Origin of the sequence: Thiomicrorhabdus chilensis DSM 12352 (assembly GCF_000483485.1) — a bacterium.
GTDB classification, from domain to species: domain Bacteria; phylum Pseudomonadota; class Gammaproteobacteria; order Thiomicrospirales; family Thiomicrospiraceae; genus Thiomicrorhabdus; species Thiomicrorhabdus chilensis.
In genome coordinates this window covers 1,373,628-1,393,972 of the sequence record NZ_KI519609.1, presented here as the reverse complement: position 1 = coordinate 1,393,972, position 20,345 = coordinate 1,373,628, and the positions used below count along the sequence as shown (strand labels likewise).

Here is a 20,345-nt window from a genome sequence, read left to right as displayed (position 1 = left end):
AAAACAAGACTTAAATCGGGTCTTATTAAGAAATAAAAAATGATGAAAAAGATGACCATGCAATTCTGTGATACGGTTCAGCCTCAAATTTTGGGTATTCACCCTTATGTGCCCGGAAAACCTGTCAGCGAATTGCAGCGTGAACTGGGTTTGAGCAAAGTATCTAAGCTGGCTTCCAATGAAAATCCCTTGGGCGCCAGTCCTAAGGTTGTTTCCGCCATTCAGACGGCATTGTGCGAAATTTCGCGTTATCCGGATGGCAGCGCTTACCGTTTAAAAGAGGTGTTGGCGGATTTTTTGAAAGTCAGTCCGGCGCAAATTGCCATTGGTAATGGTTCTAATGAGTTGTTGGAACTGGTGGCGCGGGTGTTTGCAGGTCCAGGCGATGAGGTGATTTATTCCGAATACGGTTTTGCGGTTTATCCGTTGTCGGCACAAGTAGTCGGTGCAACAGCGGTTGAAGTTCCCTCTGTGGATTGGGGGCATGATTTGCAGGCCATGCTTGGGGCGGTGACCGATAACACTAAAGTGATTTATATTGCCAATCCTAATAATCCGACCGGCACGGTGTTTTCACGACAGGAGTGGGAGGCCTTTATTTCCCAGGTTCCTGATAATGTTGTGGTGGTATTGGACGAAGCTTATCTGGAATTTTGTGATTTTCCGGAGTATCCAAACGGCTTAGATTATGTGCAATCTTACCCGAATCTACTGATATCAAGGACGTTCTCCAAGGCTTATGGTTTGGCTTCATTGCGAGTTGGCTACATGGTTGGGTGTGAGGAAATAATTCAATACATCAACCAGTTGCGCGAGCCTTTTAATGTTAATCATTATGCTCAGGTAGCGGCGGTAGCGGCCATTCAGGATCCGGGGTTTGTTAAACAAAGCGTTCAGATAAACCGTGATGGAATGCAACAAATTTGCTCGGCTCTGGATGAGTTGCAAATCGACAGAATTCCGTCTAGTGGTAACTTTTTATGTGCCCACTTTCCCGGTAAGGCTTCAGAAGTCAATCAGGCGCTTTTGGAGTTGGGTGTCATTGTTCGGCCGGTTGCCAATTATGGCATGCCTGACACCTTGCGCATTTCGATCGGTACTCAAGAAGAGAATGCACATTTCATTGAAGCCCTAAAGGCCATTTTACAGCGCTGAGTTAAGCCCTAATATTAAAGAATTGAATGGAACTGAAGAAGATAACGATAATTGGCGTGGGTCTGATTGGTGGCTCTTTTGCCAAAGGTATAAAACAAGCAGGCCTGGTACCTCAGGTGATCGGGTTTGGTCAAAATGAGGCCAATCTCAAAACCGCCGTTGAATTGGGCGTGATAGACGCCTATACAACCGATATGGAGCAGGCAGTATCCGATAGCGATTTGATTATGCTGGGTGTTCCCTTGGGTGCCATGCAGTCGGTGTTGCAGGATATGTCCCCGTTTTTGAAAGAGAACGTCATTATTTCGGATGTGGGCAGCGCCAAGATGAGTGTGATCGAGGCGGTCAAACAGGTTTTTGGTGAACTGCCACCGCATTTTGTTGCCGGACACCCGATTGCAGGAAAAGAAAAAAGCGGGGTTGAAGCGGCGACTGCAGATTTGTTTGTGGATCATCGAGTGATTTTAACACCTACAGAAGAAACCGATTTAAACGCCTTGAAAACGGTCGAAAATTTGTGGAAAGCCTTGGGGGCCAATGTTGTGAGTATGGCCCCGGACTATCATGATGAAGTGCTGGCTGCGACTAGCCACCTGCCGCACTTGCTGGCTTTCAGTTTGGTCGAATTGTTGAATGAGCACGCTGAACTGGGCAATGTGTTTCAGTACACTGCAGGCGGATTCAGGGACTTTACTCGCATCGCTTCCAGTGATCCTGTCATGTGGCGTGATATTGCCGTTAACAACTCCAGTGCCATCGCCAAATGGTTGAAAAACTATCAGCACGCCTTGACTGAGCTGATTCAACTGGTTGAAGGCAAGGATGCACAGGGGCTTTATCATCTGTTTGATGAAGCCAAGCAGGCTCGCGACAAGCATATAGTGAATAAGCAGGATTGACGTTCAATCCATTGAATCAATTCCAATTAAATAGAAAATTAAAGAAAACTTTATGGCAAACGTAAAATTTATTGTTCAACCCGGTGGACGTATCCACGGACGTATCCGAGTGCCCGGAGATAAGTCGATCTCACATCGCAGTATTATGCTGGGAGCCATTTCCGAAGGCACCACCACGGTGACCGGCTTTCTAGAGGGTGCCGATGCCTTGGCAACACTGCAGGCGTTTAAGGATATGGGCGTTCAGATAGAGGGGCCGGATAAGGGAAATGTGACCATTCATGGTGTGGGTTTGCGTGGTTTGAAGAAACCTGAAAAACCAATGGATATGGGCAATTCAGGAACTTCCACACGTTTACTGGCGGGTATTCTTGCAGGACAGGATTTTGATTGCGAACTCGTTGGAGATGCTTCTTTGTCTAAACGCCCTATGAAACGTGTGACCGACCCTTTGGCGATGATGGGTGCGAAAATCGAAACGGCAGAAGGGGGCACCTTGCCGATGAAGATATGCGGACACGGCCAAACTCTTAAGGCCATTGATTATGTTTTGCCCATGGCGAGCGCCCAGGTGAAATCCTGTGTATTGTTGGCAGGCCTGTATGCACAAGGCAAAACCTGTGCGGAAGAGCCTGCACCAACCCGCGACCATACTGAACGCATGCTCAACGGTTTTGGTTATGAAGTGGTTTCAACGCGGCTAGATAACAGCCGCACCCGGGCTTGTCTGCAAGGTGGTGGGAGTTTGAAAGCACGCCATATCGATGTGCCTTCCGATATTTCGTCAGCGGCTTTTTTTATGGTGGCGGCTGCGGTTTCAGAAGGGTCTGACCTTGTCATAGAGCATGTGGGGATGAATCCTACCCGTACCGGTGTGATTGATATTTTAAAATTAATGGGCGCCAATATTGTTTTGGAAAATGCTCATGAAGTAGGGGGGGAGCCCGTAGCTGATGTGCACATCCGTTATGCTCCTTTACAAGGTATTGAGATTCCCGAATCACTGGTTCCTTTGGCGATTGATGAATTCCCGGTGCTTTTTGTGGCCGCGGCCAGTGCAACCGGACAAACTGTTTTAAGCGGTGCGGAAGAGTTGCGTGTTAAGGAGTCGGATCGCATTCAAGTGATGGCGGATGCCTTGCAGGCAGTCGGCATTGATGCTGTGCCAACCCCGGATGGTATGGTCATAAATGGAGGGCAGCAGTCACCTCAAGCCGCGGAGATTCAGAGTCACCATGACCATCGAATTTCTATGGCTATGACTGTCGCTGGTTTGAATGCGGTATCCGAGGTGGTGATTGATGATTGCGCCAATGTGAATACCTCTTTTCCAACCTTTGTCAGTTTGATGAATGAGGTTGGTATGCAAATTGAATCCAAACAGGAGGCGTGAGCAATGGCGTCAATAAACACTTGTCCGGTGATTACCGTTGATGGTCCGAGTGGTGTCGGAAAAGGGACCTTATCCCAATATTTGACCTGTAAAACCCAATTTCATCTGTTGGACAGTGGCGCCATTTATCGGGCTTTGGCTTACGGGGCTGTTAAGCAAAATTTGGACGTTCAGGATGTTCCGGCTTTAGTAGCCTTAGCCGAATCCCTGCCGGTTGAGTTTGTGGCCACAAGCATTCTTTTTGACGGTGAAGATGTGACTTCCAGTGTGCGGACTGAAGAAGTGGCTGCAGTCGCCTCAAAGGTGGCGGCGATTCCGGAGGTGAGAGTGGCTTTGTTGGAGCGCCAACAGGCCTTTGCAAAATCGCCGGGATTGGTGGCGGATGGCCGTGATATGGGTACTGTGGTATTTCCGGATGCGGAAGTGAAGCTGTTTTTAACGGCGTCTGCCGAAATTCGTGCAGAAAGACGCGTTAAACAGTTGAAAAACCAAGGGGTTAGTGCTAACATTGGCCAGATAATTCAAGACATCAAAGAACGGGACGAGCGGGACTCCAATCGTTCGACATCGCCTTTAAAACCTGCGGATGATGCGGTTGTCATCGATACCAGTGATTTAAATATCGAGCAAGTTTGCCAACGAGCAGAGCAGATATTGCGAGATAAGCGACTTTTGCCTTAAGGTGTCTTTATGAATTAATTTTAACCTAATTGGTTGAAATAAAAGAGTTTTATGATCCTTGCTTTGTTTTCCAAAGCAAGGATTTTGTTTTTTCTGTTGATTGTTTGGGAAATCGACATTTTTTTAACTGACCCGGTTGTTTTTTAAAACCCCAATTGGAAAATTACAGTCGGCTATGTGCAATTATTGGTACTTTATCCATGAGTGAATTATCTTTCGCTGAATTATTTGAAGAGTCTTTACAACAAGAAGACAGATTTAACACAGGTTCTCTAATTATCGGAACCGTTGTCGGCATCGACAAAGAAACCGTCATGGTTGACGCAGGCATGAAGTCTGAGTCGGCTATTCCTAAGAATCAATTTCTAGACGCTGAAGGTCAACTTGAAGTGGCCGTGGGTGACGAAGTTGAAGTTTTCCTTGAGTCTCTAGAAGACGGTATGGGTGAAACTCGTCTGTCACGTGAGAAAGCTAAGCGTGCTAAGACTTGGGATCGTCTTGAAGCGGCTATGGAAGATGGCGAAGTCGTTATGGCCCATGTAACTGGTAAAGTTAAAGGTGGTCTGACGGTTGATGTTGATGGTGTACGTGGTTTCTTACCTGGTTCACTTGTGGATATTCGTCCGATTCGCGACTTTGGTTTCCTTGAAGGGAAAGAAGTTGAAACTAAACTTGTTAAGCTTGATCGTAAGCGTAACAACGTGGTTGTATCTCGTCGTGCGGTTATTGAGCAGGAAAGTTCAGCTGAACGTGAAGCACTGCTTTCTAATATGGAAGAAGGTTCTGTTCTTAAAGGTATCGTCAAGAACCTTACTGACTACGGTGCGTTCATCGACCTTGGTGGTGTTGACGGTCTTCTGCATATTACAGATATGGCTTGGCGTCGTGTTAACCACCCATCTGAAATCGTTCAGGTTGGCGATGAGATTGAAGTTAAGGTTCTTAAATTCGACAAAGAACGTAACCGTGTATCTCTAGGTCTTAAGCAGCTTGAAGAAGATCCATGGGCAGATATGGTGGCTCGTTACCCAATCGGTGCGGAAGCGGCTGGTAAAGTGGCTAACATTACTGATTACGGTGCGTTCATCGAAATTGAAGACGGTATTGAAGGTCTTGTTCATACTTCTGAACTTGATTGGACAAACCGTAACATTCACCCATCTAAAGTGGTCCACTTGGGTCAAGAAGTACGTGTTAAAATTCTTGATGTTGATCAAGAGCGTCGTCGTATCTCTCTATCGATCAAGCAGTGTACTGTTAATCCTTGGGAAAGCTTCTCTGCTACTCACGCTAAAGGCGACAAGATTACCGGTAGCATCAAGTCGATTACTGACTTCGGTATCTTCATCGGTTTAGAGGGTGGTATTGATGGTTTGGTTCATTTGACCGATATTTCATGGAATCAGTCTGGTGAAGAAGCGATTCGTGAATTCAAAAAAGGTGATGAGCTAGAAACGGTTATCCTTTCGATCGATCCAGATCGTGAGCGTATTTCTCTAGGCCTTAAGCAGCTTGAGCAGGATCCATTCGGTCAATATGTAGCCGATCATGGTAAAAACAGCATTGTTGAAGGAACGGTTAAATCTGTCGATGAGAAAGGTGCTGTTATTGATCTAGGTCCTGAGGTTGAAGGTTATCTGCGTGCTTCTGAGTTGTTGGAAGATACTCGCGACGCATCTTCTGTTCTTAAAGAAGGGGATACGGTTTCAGCGAAGATTACTAATATCGATCGTAAAAACCGTTCAGTTTCTCTTTCTGTTAAAGCAAAAGAAGCGCACGAAGAAGCAGAAGCTATCAAAGACTACACCGGACAGCAGCCTGCAGCAGCAGGAACAACTCTTGGTGACCTTTTCAAAGACAAAATGTAATCTGACGGCAATCGCCTAAACAGCGATTGCGTTTGTGGCTTGATTTTTCAGCCACACTTTTGGTCTTTCTGTTTGTGTGGGCCGGTTAGCCTGTCCACTCGAACAGATTCGTTAAAACTCTCTTTTTCGAGAATATAAGATAATAAGAGCATTATCATTATGACCAAGTCAGAACTTATTGAACTTATTGCAAGAAAGCAGACTCAATTCAGTCAAAAAGACGTTGAGATTGCGGTAAATAAAATTCTCGATTCTATGATCAATACCTTGTCTCAGGGCGAGCGTATTGAAATTCGAGGTTTTGGGAGTTTTAGTTTACATCATAGAAAAGCTAGGATTGGCCGTAACCCAAAAACTGGGGAGACGGTTAAGTTGTCAGACAAACGAGTCCCTCACTTTAAGCCTGGAAAGTCTTTAAGAGAGCGGGTCGACGAGTCTAAAGAGTCAACTGACATCATAGTTTAATTTAAAAAAGGGGCGCCATTTGGTAGCCCCTTTTTTATTTATCCTCTATAATTTCTCTATCTTCCTGATAGAGACACTCCTTTCTCATGTTTAAAATTATTTCATTTGTATTGACCGTGCTTTTTTTGATTCTCGGAGTTTCACTCGGAGTCTTGAATCCACATACGGTTAAGATCGACCTATTTTGGTTTCAGTATGATTCGGCTCTAAGTATCATTATGGCCGCTGTGTTCATTATTGGGATGCTGGTAGGTTCGGCTGTGATGCTTTTGCAGATAACGCGTCTAAGGTGGCGTTTGACTCAGAAACAGCGTGAAAATAAGAAGCTGGCTGATCAGATTGTGCAGTTGAGAAAAACGCAATCAGCTTCGGTCTCGACATTAGAAAAGAATCGTAGTCTGTTGATTAATAATAAATAATAGGTTTTTTTGAATGAGTTTTCTTAAAAAAGAAGGTCTGGATCCAAAGGTGCTGATTGCGCTGGATTTTGCCGATGCACAGTCGGCCTTGTTGTTTGTGGAGGGGTTGGATCCTTCTTTATGTCGTTTGAAAGTTGGGAAAGAATTATTTGCCGTTGCAGGCCCGGAGTTTGTTAAATCGCTGATTAAAAAGGATTTTGAGGTTTTTTTAGATCTTAAGTACCATGATATACCTAATACGGTAGCTAAGGCGGTACAGGCGGCTGCTAGAATGGGAGTTTGGATGGTCAATGTCCATGCTTTGGGCGGACGCAAGATGATGCAGGCCGCACAGCAAGCAATTGCCGAATTGAATCAACCTAAAAAGCCGTTATTGATAGCGGTGACCATTCTCACCAGTATGGAGCAAGATGACTTGCAGGAAATTGGCTTGTCCGGCAGTCCGCAGGAAAATGTCATGCGTCTCGCCAGGTTGGCTCAAGATTCAGGTATGGATGGAGTAGTGTGTTCTGCTCAGGAAGCCGGAGACCTTAGGGAGGCTTTGGGGGAGGCTTTTTGTCTCGTTACCCCGGGTATTCGACCTCAAGGCAGTGATGTGAATGACCAAAAGAGGATTATGACACCTAAAGAAGCGATGGAGGCTGGTGCCAGTTACTTGGTGGTAGGTCGCCCGATTACCCAATCAGTCACTCCATTGCAGGTTCTGCAGGACATTAACCAAAGTATTGCTTGAAAACCAGTTTAAATATGTCGCCTTCCTTATTGATTGAATATAAGTGTTTGAAATATGGGGTCTCTTCGGTTATAATTCGCGCCTTTCAGACTAAGTGTTTGAATTTCCTTGTCTCACTGCTGTCCGTTGGAAGCGGGAGACTGTTATATCATCCATAAGGAGAATATGAATGCGTCATTATGAAGTCGTATTTCTAGTGCACCCTGATCAAAGCGAACAGGTTCCTGCCATGCTAGAACGTTATCGTACCCTTATTGAACAATCTGGTGGTCAGATTCACCGCCTAGAAGATTGGGGTCGTCGTCAACTTGCTTACCTTATTAATAAGGTTCATAAAGCACACTACATTCTAATGAATATCGAATGTAATCAAGAAGCTCTAGATGAGCTTGAAAATGCTTTTTACTATAACGATGCAGTGCTTCGTAGCATGTTTATCAAGCGTAAAGAGGCGGTTACTGAGCCTTCTGTTATGGTTGCTAAAAAAGATTCTAAGGAGTAAGAGATGGCTAGAGGTTTTGGAAGAAAAAAATTCTGTCGTTTTACAGTAGAAGGCGTTAAAGAGATTGATTACAAAGATTTAGATACTTTGAAGTCATACATCACTGAAACTGGCAAAATTGTTCCAAGTCGTATTACTGGAACAAGCGCTAAGTATCAGCGCCAATTAGCAACGGCAATCAAGCGTGCGCGTATGATTGCTTTGTTGCCATATACTGATCAACACAAATAATTTTGAAGAATTAGAATTAACAGGTAGCGCATGTTATCAATCGCAAATTATGTCATGAAAGGGCCGATGCAGGCTCTGATTGCCGCGGTTCTGTTTTCAGCGTTAAGTGTTTGGATTGCACCTGTCGGATTGATTGTGGGTGCGATCATTACCTTGGTTACCCTGAGAGTTGGGGTGGGTGAGGGAGTTAAAGTCCTTGTTTGGAGTGTGCTGGCCAATGTTGGATTGACTGTGGTGATGACTGGTTCTTATGTTCCAGCCATTATTTCAGTTGCTGAATACATGGTGCCGGTTTGGTTAATGGCTTTGGTATTGCGAAATACAAACTCATTGGCTCTTTCCTTGCAGATGGCGATGGTTTTGGCGGGCGTGGGTGTGATTGCATTGCACATACTCGTTCCCTCTCCGTCAGAATGGTGGATGACCCTGTTCGATCAGCAAGTCAAACCGCTGCTTGAATCCTCTTCGGTTGAGTATCAGCCGGAAGCGATTCAAACCCTGGCAAATATGGTCACCATGTTGTTGGCGATGTTTGCAGTGGTATTGTGGTTTTCGATTTTGGTCGTGGGCCGTTGGTGGCAGGGGAGTCTATACCATCCAGGACAGTTCCAATCTGATTTTTATCAGATGTCTTTGCCTAAATCGACGGCCTATGTTGCCATCGTTTTGGCTTTGGCCGGTTTAATTACTGGCGCGGATTCTGGAATTGTCTATGATTTGTCTGGCGTGATGGTTGCTGGTTTGATGTTTCAAGGCTTGGCCATTGCGCATCAGGCAGTAACGGTAAAACAACTCCACACTGCATGGCTGGTGACTTTATATGTGCTGTTATTTCTATTTCCTCAAGCTATGCTGATACTCGCGACCATTGGTTTGTTGGACATTTGGGCCAACTTTAGAAGCCGATGGGAACAAGAATAATTTAAGAGGTTTAAGCTATGAATGTTATTCTGCTTGAAAAAGTACAAAACTTAGGTTCACTTGGTGACCAAGTTTCAGTAAAAGCTGGTTATGCGCGTAACTTCCTGATTCCACAAGGAAAAGCTAAGCCAGCAACAAAAGAAAACGTTGCAGAGTTCGAAAAGATTCGTGCCGAGCTAGAAAAAGCGGCTGCGGCTGAATTGGCTGTTGCTCAAGGTATTTACGAAAACCTAAATGGACAGGTAATTACCATCGAGTCTGTTGCTGGTGATGAAGGTAAACTTTTCGGTTCTGTGGGTACACAGGATATTTCAGACGCGCTTGTAGCGGCTGGTTTTGATGTGCCTCGTCGTAACATCCGTATGCCAGAAGGTGTATTGCGTCACGTTGGTACCTATGAAATTGATGTTCAACTTCACTCTGATGTTGTGGCTTCAATTACTGTTGAGATTAAAGCCATCCAGGAGTGATCCTACGGTTTTACTGTCAATAAAAGCGGCATGCCTTTCGGGTCTGCCGCTTTTTTTATGCCTACGTTTTTCCCTATTCTTCTCTTGTTGAGAAGTGATTTGATCGCCAATTTTTAAAGCGGCTTAAACACTTATCGGATACATTCCGCTATAATGATCGCTTCTTACTTTTTATCGTACCCTTTGAAGCCTTTATGAATTCAAGCCAATCCAGACAATCTTCAGGAAATACCCAAAATACCGCGGAATCCTTGTTTAAAGTTCCGCCACACTCGATTGAAGCCGAGCAGTCTGTGTTAGGGGGCTTGATGTTGTCCAATGAGGTTTTTGAAGATGTCGCCGTTGTTGTCAATGAGCGCGACTTCTACACTCAGCAGCATCAGGCGATCTTTTCTTCGATTGTGGCGCTGAGTCGTCATAATAAGCCATTCGACCTGGTTACAGTTGTGGAATATTTGAAGTCGGTGGGGCAATTGGACTTGGCGGGTGATAAGGATTATCTGGCTGAGTTGGTCAAAAACACTCCCGGTTCCGCCAATATTCTTTATTATGCGCGAATTGTGCGCGATAAATCGATTCTAAGAAGTCTGATTCAAGCCAGTAATGACGTCACCGAAACCGCCTATTTTCCACAGGGGAAGGACATTCGTGAAATCTTGGATATCGCTGAATCCAAGATTATGTCAATTGCGGAGCACGGTGAAGGCAAAGAACGTCAATACAAAACCATGGATGTCTTGCTTGAATCGGCTATCAACAAAATCGATGAACTCTTCAATACGGAAGGTACCATTACCGGACAAGCCACGCACTTGACCGAATTCGATGAAATTACCTCAGGGCTTCAGAAGGGTGATTTGATCATTGTCGCAGGTCGTCCTTCCATGGGTAAAACGACCTTCTCGATGAACATGGCGGAAAATATCGCCACCAAAAACAATACGCCTGTTGCAGTCTTCAGTATGGAGATGCCGGGTGAGTCTTTGGCGATGCGTATGATCAGTTCAATCGGACGGATTGATGCCGGACGCATGCGTACCGGTAAATTGCAGCAGGAGGATTGGCCTAAACTGAATAAGGCGATCAATGTCTTGTCTCAAGCCAAGGTCTATATTGATGATACTCCGGCTTTGATGATTACCGAATTGAGAGCGAGAGCACGACGGATTGATAAGGACATCCGTGACTTGCAGCGTAAGGAAGCGGTTCAGGCGGGTGAAGAGAATCCAGATTCAAAAGTCACCGGCCTGGGATTGATTGTGGTCGATTATCTACAGTTGATGCGTGGTTCTGCCGGTGCGGAAAACCGAGTGAACGAGATTTCTGAAATTTCCCGTGGTCTGAAAGCCTTGGCCAAAGAGTTGGAGATCCCGGTCATTGCACTTTCTCAGCTAAACCGAAGTTTGGAACAGCGCCCCAATAAGCGTCCGGTGATGTCGGATTTGCGTGAATCGGGTGCAATCGAGCAGGATGCCGATTTGATTATCTTTATCTATCGCGATGAGGTTTACAATAAAGAGAGTGAGGATAAAGGCATTGCCGAAATCATTCTGGGTAAACATCGTAACGGCGCATTGGGAACCGTGCGTTTAACCTTTATTGGTGAATATACCCGTTTTGAAAATCATGCGGCTTATGTTTCCGATGAAGCGCACTACTAAAGGATAGTGGCTTTATGTACCGTCCCGCCAAAGCGTTCATTAGTTTGCCAGCCCTGCGGCATAATTTGCAAACTGTTAAAAAAATGGCGCCCGACAGCAAGGTGTTAGCGGTATTGAAAGCCAATGGTTACGGTCATGGCATCGCACGCGTAGCCCATCAGTTCAATTGTGCGGATGGCTTTGGTGTGGCTTGCATTGAAGAGGCGATTATCCTCCGGCAGAAAGGGTTTTTGCATCGAATCCTGTTGTTGGAAGGCTTGTTTTCCGAAGCTGAAATTCCATTGGTCTATCAACATCGGTTGGATCTTGTCATCCATTCAAGTCACCAGTTGGATTGGCTTCTGGCTTCGCATTATGACGGTAAAATCCATGTGTGGGTTAAGGTTGATACTGGCATGCATCGTTTAGGCTTTAATCCTGGGGAAGTCGATTCAGTCATCGCTAAGTTGGAACGCAGCCCTAAACCGTTCCAGATTCACCTAATTTCTCACTTGGCCTCCGCTGATGAGTCCGAGAGCTTCACTCTGCAGCAGATAGCCTGTTTTGACGAGTTCAGTCGCCCCTATGCATACCCAAGAAGCCTTTCCAATTCCGCCGGTTTGCAGCGTTTTAAACAAGCGCAATATGAGTGGGTTCGGCCCGGCATTATGCTCTATGGCGCAGGCCATCCGTTTCTTGAAGAGTATGATTTAAAGCCCGTGATGCGATTGGTGTCGGAGATTACTTCCCTGAAAAAAATTTCCAAAGGCGAAAGTGTCGGCTATGGCAATACTTGGCAGGCGCCGCGCGATACCTATGTGGGCGTGGTAGCAATCGGCTACGGTGACGGTTACCCGCGGCATGCTCCAAGTGGTACTCCTGTGCTCATCAAGGGCCAGCGGGTTCCGATTATTGGCCGAGTATCAATGGATATGGTGTGCGTTGACCTCACGGAGATGGCCGGTCAGGTTCGCATTGGTGAGGAAGCCGTCTTATGGGGAGACGAAGCTTTGAGCGTTGATGAAATTGCAGATTGTGCGGGCACCATCGGCTATGAACTTTTGTGCGGTGTGACTCAGCGAGTCCCGTTTATTGAAGTTCAATAAGACAGGTGGAGTTTCAATATGACCATTAACAGCGATGTTTTGAACGGGAAGCAAGAAACAAAAGCTATTGAAGTCCAGCGGATAGAAAGCGGTTATGACGGTTTTTTCAGGATCGACTTGATTGACTTTAAGCATACCCTTTATCAGGGCGGCTGGACGCAAACCATTCAGCGTGAACTGTTTGGTCGCGGCGAAGCTGCTATCGTATTGTTGTACGATCCCGTCAGTAGGGTGGTTGTTTTGGTGGAGCAATGTCGGGCAGGCGCTTTGCAGCATGCTTTAAAGTCCGGTGAAAATGAGCAGGCCTGGTTGCTGGAGCCGGTAGCCGGTATGATTGATTCAGGTGAAACGCCAGAAGACGCCGCCAGACGTGAAGCTTTGGAAGAGGCTGGGACACGTTTAGAATCTCTTGAGTATGTTTGCCAGTTTTATCCCAGCCCGGGGGGAAGTGATGAGGTTTTGCATTTATTTGCCTCTGAGATTGATGCAGATCTACTGCCCACTTACGCCGGGTTGGACGAAGATCACGAAGACATTAAGATTGTACAGTTGCCTTATGAAGAGGCTGAACGCCGACTGCAACAGGGCCAATTTAATGTGGGGAGTACTATCATTGCTTTGCAGTGGCTTTTTTATCAAAAACGAGTTTTATAAAACTCTAAATAACCTTGGATAACCTCTTAAGTATATGTTTTGTTTATTTAAAAATTCCCACATCCATCCTCGAATCAACCTTTATGTGGTGCTTGTCAGCTTGTTGAGCGTGGTCGCCTGGCTGTATTTCGCTTTCATTGAAAAAGAGTTGGTGACCAAGTTGTTTGAAGGGCAGGCGATTATGGTCGACCTACTGCTTGGCATTCCTCTGGTTTTGATGTTGGCGGTGGTGGTCTATGCCACGGTGTACTGGTTTTTTAAATTATTGATCGTTTATTTTCTGCCTCAAGCGATCGTTCCGGCCCAGCAATTTGAAACCCTGGACGATGAGATGACTGAGGAGACTCTTGAATCTCTGCAAGAGCAGTTGGGTGAGGAGTATTGGAGCGATTCAGAAGAACGTGCTCAGGAAACCCTAAAGCAGGCCCAGTCTCCACTTCCCAAGAAGGCAACGACTGATGAAGAAAAGGATAAATGACGCCTGGTGAACCCTGCAAACCGTATATTTTTTGTGCAGCTTCTGACAGAAAGCAAGTTGCTCTTCAAGCTGGCTCTTCCCATTTTTTTGGCGCAATTGGCTCTAACGGGCTTGGGAGTTATCGATACGATTATGTCAGGCTGGGTGGGGACCGATGACTTGGCGGCGATCGGCTTGGGTTCAAGCATCATGTTGCCAGTTTTTATCTTTTCAACTGGTGTCTTACTGGCTTTGACGCCATTGGTTTCCAAGCAGTCGGGTGCTAAAAACAATGCAGCCGTCACGCTTTATCTTCATCAGGGGCTTTGGCTGGCGATTCCTTTGGGATTGATTTCATTGTTGATTCTAATGAATCTTGATCAACTTCTGGATAGGTTGTCGCTGTCGGAAGCGGTTTATCGACTGACCAGCGACTATCTGTTTTACATCGCTTTTGGCATGCCCGGCGTGGCACTTTACCAGGCTTTGCGTTTTTTCTGGGAAGGCCTTGGGACGACCTTGCCCACTATGTGGATTAGCTTTCTTGCGCTTCTGGTCAATATCCCTCTAAACGCTTTGTTTATCTACGGTTATGGAGTGGTTGAGCCGATGGGTGCAGCCGGTTGCGGCATCGCCAGTGCCATCGTGATGTGGTTGATGTTTATATTGGGTATTTTGTACGCGGTACGTGCCCCCTTGACCCGTTCATTAGTTCGCTTCAAAAGCTTTGCCTGGCCAAAATGGCGTGCAGGCATAGCCGATATTTTAAATTTAGGCGTTCCCAATGCCATGGCGCTTATTTTTGAGGTGAGTCTATTCAGTTTTATCGCGTTGTTTATCGCGCAACTCGGTGCGGTGGTGATTGCTGGCCATCAGGTCGCTATCAGTTTTACGTCACTGGCCTTCATGCTGCCTTTAAGTATCGCCATGGCAATTACGGTCAGAGTCGGCAAGGGCTTTGGAGAAAATGACCAGCAGGCGGTCTTAATTAGTTTGTATGCGGGGATTGGATTTGCGCTTTTTGTGGGAGGCGCTTTATCTTTGCTCACTTATGGGTTAAAGGAGCAGATTGTCTCCATTTACTCTAAGGATCAAGAGGTGCTGATTCTGGCCAGTACCTTACTGGTTTATGCGGCCTATTATCAGGTGTTTGATGCCATTCAGGTGGCCTGTGCCGGTGGTTTGCGTGGTCTTCACGACACTCGGGTCACCATGGTGGTAACGTTTATCAGCTATTGGGGACTGGGTTTGGGCGTGGGCTATATTATGGCGTTCACCGATTGGTTGAGTCCATCTCCAATGGGAGTGCAAGGTTTCTGGTTGGGCATTGTGATGGGACTGTTATTGGCGGCCATCCTGTTATTTGTGCGTCTAAAAGGACAATATTATGCCAAGTTTAGCGGATGACCTGAACGCTCTTCATAAGGGAGATGCGTTTTGCTTGTGTGGGTCTGGCAAGTCCTATGCAAATTGTTGCCAAGCCTATCATATTGGTACTCATTTTCCCGAAGAGGCTGAGCAGTTGATGCGTTCGCGTTATGTGGCCTTTGCCTTGAGGCTTGAAGAATATCTGCTAAAAACTTGGGATTCACAGAGCAGGCCTGCTCAAATTGAATTTGAAAACGGTTTGAGTTGGCAAAAATTGACGATTCTCAAGTGTCAAAAAGGACGTTCGAAAGACAAGAAGGGCTGGGTGACCTTTGCTGCCCAATATCAGATAGGGTTTGAAACTCATCAAATGATCGAGAAAAGTGAGTTTCAGCGTGATAAAAACGGCCGCTGGGTTTATCTGACCGGAGAGTTTGAGTAAATAATCCCGAATTTTTGGCTAGCTGTTAAGGTTAATCGTCTTGAGATCTGCTGTCGTCACGATGGCCGAAAACTCGGTAAAGCCACCACATGGCAAGCCCGACAACCAGAATGGAAACCCCAAGTAGGCTGAATGTAATCATTAATGCGGAGCTTACACTATCAAAATCGGGCATTTTTTATCAATCCTTTTCATTACCGCTGTATCTTTTTGGCATAAAGCATTTTACAATAAATTCTGATTTTCACTCGGATATTGTCAAAAATTTATGGCACAAACAATTTCGGAATTGGAAAAAGAGCGCGCAGAATTGCTTAAAGCAATTGAAAGCCAGGCTCAACAAATGTCATCAACCCGTTCAGCGGATGCCACTCAACAAAACGCCCACTCTTTAAGCGATTGGTTGAATGCAGCAGAGGAAGTTATGCCCAGTACGTCTAATCCATCGAATCAGAACCCATCTGGCAACAAAGAGACCAATTTAAAATCTAAACCGGTTACCAATAAAAGCTCATTTTTTGGTGTCATCATTTTGTTGACCTTGTTACTGACCATTTTGGGTGTTCTCTATATTGCCTACACCACCATCAATAAAGAGTTGCAAGAAGTCATCGCCGTAAAGGAAAGCGGTATGGCTGAAACCGAGCGTTTGCAGAAATCAATGGACGAACTGCAGCAGAGTCTGGCGACGGGCGGAAAACCTGAGGCTTTCACCGCACTTGAAAAAAGGGTCATGGATCTGGAGGCGCAGTTATCCGCCATTCAGCAGCAACAGAAGGCTTTGCTGGCGCGTCTTGAAAGCGCTCCGGTCTCGGCTGTTGAGCTGAGTAGAGTTGATGGAGCGGCTTCAGTCGATTCCGCCGCCACTTCGGCAAGTCCAGTTCAATCCGGAAAAGTCGTGACCGAAGCGGTTCTGGAAGAGAAGTTGAAGACGTATACCTCGCAGTTGGAAAAACGCATTGACCAAAAGCTTGAAATGATTTTGGAGCGTTTGTCGCAAAGCGGAAATGAAGTGAAGTCGATTGATTCGACTCTGAAAGATGAAGTCTTGATTGAAAAGCCACAGGATCAGAAGGGCGGCGCGATCCAGGCTCAGCAAGTGGCGCAACCTGTTGAGCCGATTGCCCCGAAGGTTTCCACTCCGCTGGTTAAGCAACCTATTGTTAAATTGGTTGAGGAGATAGCCAAACCCGAAGCGGTTGAGCTTGAGACACAATCTTTGAAAGCTTACAGTCCCGATGAGAAATGGCTTCAGCAACAGCCTGAACAACACTACGTATTGCAGTTGGCCAGCATGTCGGACAAGCAGGCTTTATTGAGTATGGTTAAACAGAAAGCTTTATCGGATACGCGCATTGTCGAGCAAGTTCGTAACGAGAGTCGCCGTTATGTCTTATTGACAGGCAGTTATGCCAGTAGGGCCGACGCCAATAATCGTGCGAAAGCCGTTAAGGCAGAATATGGGATTTCCGCTTGGGTCAGAAAGTTTAAAGATTTGACGTCAAAACTGCCTTAGGCAATCTGCCTGAAAGGGCATGCATTTTGTACTTATTGAAAACCAGCAGGCCTGCTGGTTTTTTTGTTTTTGGGTTTGCCTTGCCTAGGCTGTTTTTTGAGTCACAATCGGCAATTCAACGGTAAAACGCACACCCTCTACGTGCTGTTGATCATCGGCATACAGGTTTTCTGCATAGACGCGCCCTTTATGGTAATCGGTAATCAGTTTAACAATATATAACCCGAGCCCTAAATGGGTCTGGCTGTCCTGATTTAAATCGCGAATCGATGTCATGCCGTCAAAAATGCGTTTTTCATGTCCTTTAGGCAGGGCTGGACCGCTGTTTTCGACGGCAATGCTGACGTTTTGGTTATCGTGTGTGCACTGAACGCGGATGGGTTTGCGGTGATCGCTGAAATCTTTGGCGTTGCTCAAAAGCTTGTCCAGCATTTGTTCAATCATAAAGCCGTCGCCCAGCACTTTGCACTGTTTTGAGATTTTGTTGTCGAATTGCAGCTGGTACTCTGGATGCAGTGTCAAACTGTTCTCTAGATAGTGCTGCAGCATCTCTCCAATGGCGAATATTTCCGGTGGCTGTTGGGTGAGGCTGTCTTCGATGCTGGTCGCTTCGGAAAGTGAAGCGATAATTTGTTTGAGTTGCGCAACGGCATGTTGAGCGTATTCCAACTGTTTGCTTTGTGTATCGTTTTCAAGCAAATGCAAGGCCATTGAAAGCCGATTCAGGGGGTTGTGAAGTTCGTGTCGCAAGGTTCTAGGAAGCTGTTTGAGATAACGTTCATAGGCGCCAAGCTGACCCAGCATTTCGTGAATGTGGTGGCGTAGATCGGACAGTTCGTCATTATAGAACTGCTGAAATTGGTCGGGAAAAATATGGTCTTTGAGTTTACCTTGTATGTTAAATGTAAGTTTAACATCATTGTCCAAGCGTATGATTCTGTTGGACAAAGAGGCTGTATGGACAATGGCGCCAATGGTCACAATCAGAAAAATCATCGCCCCGATTCCGATCAATCTGTAGAAATAATCCAGCGTATCGCTGGAGAGGGTTTCCATCTTTTCTTCAAGGACCAGGCCGCCGATAATGTTGTTTTTGAAACTCAAAGGGGTAGCAGACATCAGGGATATGGGTTGCTGGTTTTCATCCATTCGATACTGCTGAAAGGTGTTGCCTTTAAGCGCATTGGCGATGAGGTTGATTTCGGGTGTCTGGCTTTGCGGGTAAGGATAGGGCAGGGAATAAGGAATTACCGTGGCCAGGGTTTTAATCAGGGTTTTGCCGATAGCGGTAAATACGTCTTTTTCATCCAGGCCTGCATCGGAGTCCGGCAAGTTGCCAACCACGTAGGTGGTTTGCCCGTATTCATTGACAATCCATAAGACTGAATTCTTTAGATTGAGGTGGCTCAGCCTGCTGGGATCGCCCGATTGGATTTGCAGTGCCCAGAGATCGGTTCGGTTTTGCAGAATCAAAGCCAGGTTTTCCACAGTTTGTTTCTGTACAATCGCTTGATTGTTCAACAGAAGTCGGTGCAGGTCAATGGCGAACCGGTAGGCTAGAAAAGGAAGAATGGTCAATAATAACAATAAGATAAAGAAACGAGTTCGAATCGAAAGGCGAAGGTTAAGCGGTTTGAAAAACATAAATGCGGACTCGTTTTAGAAGTGGGGTTTCGAGGAAAGAGTTCCCGGTTCAATCCTCGTCTTTATGTTGCCAGCTGTAACCGCGTCCATATTCATTGTGAATCAGGTTGAAGTCTGGGGTTATTTTTTTGAAGGCATTGCGGATTCTGCATATGTGGGTATTGATGGTGTTTCGTTCCACCACGCCTTGTGTTGAGGATTGCAGGTTATCGTAAGTGACGACGCCGCCTTCACCGGTGGTGGCAAATTGTCTCAGCATTTCAAATTCCGTTGCAGTCAAGTCTAAAGGTTTACCGTACCAGAAGGCTTTGTACTGAGAAGGCTCTATTTCAAGGTGGTCGATTACCGACTGCTCTTTGCCGGAAGCGGCCTGCTCTTTTGATGATGCGGTTATTCTCAGAAGGTTTTTGACCTTAACGATCAAGACATTGAGGCTGATGGGTTTCGGAAGGTAATCGATCGCACCCAGTGCGTGGCCGGTATAGATGTCAAATTCCGACTGTCTTTCGGAGAGGAAGATAATCGGAATCGGCTGGTTGTAGCTCAAAAGGCGTTTCGCCAGATCAAATCCGCCATCGACTTCCTGGCCCAGAATGATATCCGAAATCACCAAGTCAGGCAGGGTCTGCTCAAAATAACTTTCCGCAGAGGCTCGATCACTAAAGGCTTCCACTGAAAAACCCTGCTGTTGCAGAGCGGTGACAAGTGTCTCCAGTTGTATCGGGTCATCTTCAATGACGGCAATCGTGTAATCTGTATTGTGCATAAAAGCCCTCAGCCTTCGTTTTTAAATGGTGTTACCCGCGATGACAAGTGACAAACGCTAGCGAACGTATTTAAAGTCCAGCACCTGCATGTTCATAATCAGGCCAGCATCCTGAATCGGCAAAACAATTGCGTCTTCATCTGAGTCGTTATGGTGCGAATGCCACCAACCAGGAGGTGTGATGAACATCGAACCAGGGGTCCACATCGCTTTGATCGGGTCGATGATATTGCCTTCGTCATCAATTTCCTTGCCGATTAAGGTGTAGGTTTCCGGGCCGGCATGCACGCAATAGTCGAGTGCGATTGAGTTGTGACGATGCGGTTTTTGAGTGACACCAGCAGGTAGAGCGTTATAAAGCGACCACAAAGTATGTGTTAATGTCATGGTTAGCGGGAAATTAGGGTTGGCTAATAGAATCCCGGTACGGTTGCGGCCTTCCGCTTCCTGGCGCACGGAGTTCAGTTCATTATCCAGGCGTTCTTTTGTATAAAGAACTGGTGTGAACTTTTCTTCACTGGGCTGCACTCCCAGGTAATTTAATAGTGGTGAATCGTGAACCCAGTAGATTGCGGTATCTTCGCTGGCATGGTGCAGAGCATCCGGAACGGAAGGCAGAGTGAAAAGGTCTCCGGCTTTCCATTCAATGGTTCCGTGTTTCATCTGGGTTTTTCCGGCTCCGCGAATCACATAAAACATTTGAGAGGTCGCTTTGACGTCGGTTTTGATGGTCTCTCCGGAACAGATGCGGATGAAATTCGCCAGTAAGTTAGGCGATGTAGCTGGATAACGAATGTTGAGTTCTGCCGAAAGGTCGAATGGAATAACACGGGTTTCCCCGGTTTCATGAAGTTCATTGGGGTAGCTGATTACTTCGATTTTAGGCATAGGCGGGTTTACGGCCGACATATATTCCTTAAAATCCGCCTGTTGTTCCCATTGTTGTTGAGCGACTTGTTGAACTTGTTCTACATTCATTCGATTCATGGTGACGACGACCTTGCTAAGTTTTTTG

At 46.1% G+C, this 20,345-nt stretch carries 22 protein-coding genes; 19 read left to right on the top strand and 3 right to left on the bottom strand.

Annotated features, from left to right (window positions below):
- Positions 1-39: 39 nt before the first annotated feature.
- The 19 genes from hisC (at position 40) to B076_RS0106600 (ending at position 16,920) form a co-directional block, all read left to right on the top strand.
- The gene (gene hisC, locus B076_RS0106695; RefSeq protein WP_322785318.1) at positions 40-1,155 is read left to right on the top strand and encodes a histidinol-phosphate transaminase; all 1,116 of its coding nucleotides are present in this window, start codon (positions 40-42) and stop codon (positions 1,153-1,155) included.
- Positions 1,156-1,181: 26 nt separating this feature from the next.
- Positions 1,182-2,054 carry a prephenate dehydrogenase gene (locus tag B076_RS0106690; protein ID WP_028486634.1) on the top strand — a complete coding sequence of 291 codons (873 nt, stop codon included), beginning with the start codon at positions 1,182-1,184 and terminating at the stop codon, positions 2,052-2,054.
- Between the two features lie 52 nt (positions 2,055-2,106).
- On the top strand, positions 2,107-3,447 hold the full coding sequence (aroA, locus tag B076_RS0106685) for a 3-phosphoshikimate 1-carboxyvinyltransferase (protein WP_028486633.1): 1,341 nt from the start codon (positions 2,107-2,109) through the stop codon (positions 3,445-3,447).
- 3 nt (positions 3,448-3,450) lie between these two features.
- Positions 3,451-4,128 (top strand): (d)CMP kinase, encoded by a 678-nt coding sequence (gene cmk, locus B076_RS0106680; RefSeq protein WP_211230185.1) that lies wholly within the window; start codon positions 3,451-3,453, stop codon positions 4,126-4,128.
- A 200-nt stretch (positions 4,129-4,328) separates the two neighbouring features.
- Positions 4,329-5,996 (top strand): 30S ribosomal protein S1, encoded by a 1,668-nt coding sequence (gene rpsA / locus B076_RS0106670; RefSeq protein WP_028486631.1) that lies wholly within the window; start codon positions 4,329-4,331, stop codon positions 5,994-5,996.
- 159 nt (positions 5,997-6,155) lie between these two features.
- The gene (locus tag B076_RS0106665) at positions 6,156-6,461 is read left to right on the top strand and encodes an integration host factor subunit beta (RefSeq protein ID WP_028486630.1); all 306 of its coding nucleotides are present in this window, start codon (positions 6,156-6,158) and stop codon (positions 6,459-6,461) included.
- An 86-nt stretch (positions 6,462-6,547) separates the two neighbouring features.
- Complete coding sequence (locus B076_RS0106660) at positions 6,548-6,880, top strand: LapA family protein (protein ID WP_028486629.1); 333 nt, start codon at positions 6,548-6,550, stop codon at positions 6,878-6,880.
- Positions 6,881-6,893: 13 nt separating this feature from the next.
- Entirely contained in the window at positions 6,894-7,613 is a 720-nt protein-coding gene (gene pyrF, locus B076_RS0106655) for an orotidine-5'-phosphate decarboxylase (RefSeq protein ID WP_028486628.1), read from the top strand.
- Positions 7,614-7,782: 169 nt separating this feature from the next.
- Complete coding sequence (gene rpsF, locus B076_RS0106650; protein WP_028486627.1) at positions 7,783-8,115, top strand: 30S ribosomal protein S6; 333 nt, start codon at positions 7,783-7,785, stop codon at positions 8,113-8,115.
- Between the two features lie 3 nt (positions 8,116-8,118).
- Positions 8,119-8,346 (top strand): 30S ribosomal protein S18, encoded by a 228-nt coding sequence (rpsR, locus tag B076_RS0106645; protein WP_028486626.1) that lies wholly within the window; start codon positions 8,119-8,121, stop codon positions 8,344-8,346.
- A gap of 30 nt (positions 8,347-8,376) precedes the next feature.
- A complete protein-coding gene (locus tag B076_RS0106640; protein ID WP_028486625.1) occupies positions 8,377-9,267 on the top strand; it encodes a DUF2232 domain-containing protein in 891 nt (296 codons plus the stop codon).
- A gap of 17 nt (positions 9,268-9,284) precedes the next feature.
- A complete protein-coding gene (gene rplI, locus B076_RS0106635; RefSeq protein WP_028486624.1) occupies positions 9,285-9,737 on the top strand; it encodes a 50S ribosomal protein L9 in 453 nt (150 codons plus the stop codon).
- A 194-nt stretch (positions 9,738-9,931) separates the two neighbouring features.
- Entirely contained in the window at positions 9,932-11,398 is a 1,467-nt protein-coding gene (gene dnaB, locus B076_RS12325) for a replicative DNA helicase (RefSeq protein ID WP_051347229.1), read from the top strand.
- 14 nt (positions 11,399-11,412) lie between these two features.
- Positions 11,413-12,483: an alanine racemase gene (alr, locus tag B076_RS0106625; protein WP_028486623.1), complete on the top strand. Its 1,071-nt coding sequence runs from the start codon at positions 11,413-11,415 to the stop codon at positions 12,481-12,483.
- Between the two features lie 18 nt (positions 12,484-12,501).
- Entirely contained in the window at positions 12,502-13,137 is a 636-nt protein-coding gene (locus B076_RS0106620) for an NUDIX domain-containing protein (RefSeq protein ID WP_051347228.1), read from the top strand.
- A 34-nt stretch (positions 13,138-13,171) separates the two neighbouring features.
- Complete coding sequence (locus B076_RS12320) at positions 13,172-13,615, top strand: hypothetical protein (protein WP_051347227.1); 444 nt, start codon at positions 13,172-13,174, stop codon at positions 13,613-13,615.
- Between the two features lie 6 nt (positions 13,616-13,621).
- A complete protein-coding gene (locus B076_RS0106610) occupies positions 13,622-15,001 on the top strand; it encodes an MATE family efflux transporter (RefSeq protein ID WP_051347226.1) in 1,380 nt (459 codons plus the stop codon).
- Positions 14,982-15,404, top strand: coding sequence for a YchJ family protein (locus tag B076_RS0106605; RefSeq protein WP_051347225.1), 423 nt, complete (start codon positions 14,982-14,984; stop codon positions 15,402-15,404). Before B076_RS0106610 ends, B076_RS0106605 begins: the two co-directional genes overlap by 20 nt.
- A 268-nt stretch (positions 15,405-15,672) precedes the next feature.
- Positions 15,673-16,920 carry an SPOR domain-containing protein gene (locus B076_RS0106600; RefSeq protein WP_028486619.1) on the top strand — a complete coding sequence of 416 codons (1,248 nt, stop codon included), beginning with the start codon at positions 15,673-15,675 and terminating at the stop codon, positions 16,918-16,920.
- A gap of 84 nt (positions 16,921-17,004) precedes the next feature.
- On the opposite strand, the gene B076_RS0106595 is transcribed toward B076_RS0106600, so the two are convergent.
- From B076_RS0106595 to B076_RS0106585, 3 genes are read right to left on the bottom strand one after another with little or no spacing between them, the layout of a single operon-like run.
- Positions 17,005-18,564, bottom strand: coding sequence for an ATP-binding protein (locus B076_RS0106595; RefSeq protein WP_038150465.1), 1,560 nt, complete (start codon positions 18,562-18,564; stop codon positions 17,005-17,007).
- Positions 18,565-18,613: 49 nt separating this feature from the next.
- Positions 18,614-19,330, bottom strand: coding sequence for a response regulator transcription factor (locus B076_RS0106590; protein ID WP_028486617.1), 717 nt, complete (start codon positions 19,328-19,330; stop codon positions 18,614-18,616).
- Between the two features lie 57 nt (positions 19,331-19,387).
- Positions 19,388-20,317, bottom strand: coding sequence for a cupin domain-containing protein (locus tag B076_RS0106585; protein WP_028486616.1), 930 nt, complete (start codon positions 20,315-20,317; stop codon positions 19,388-19,390).
- Between the last annotated feature and the right edge of the window lie 28 nt (positions 20,318-20,345).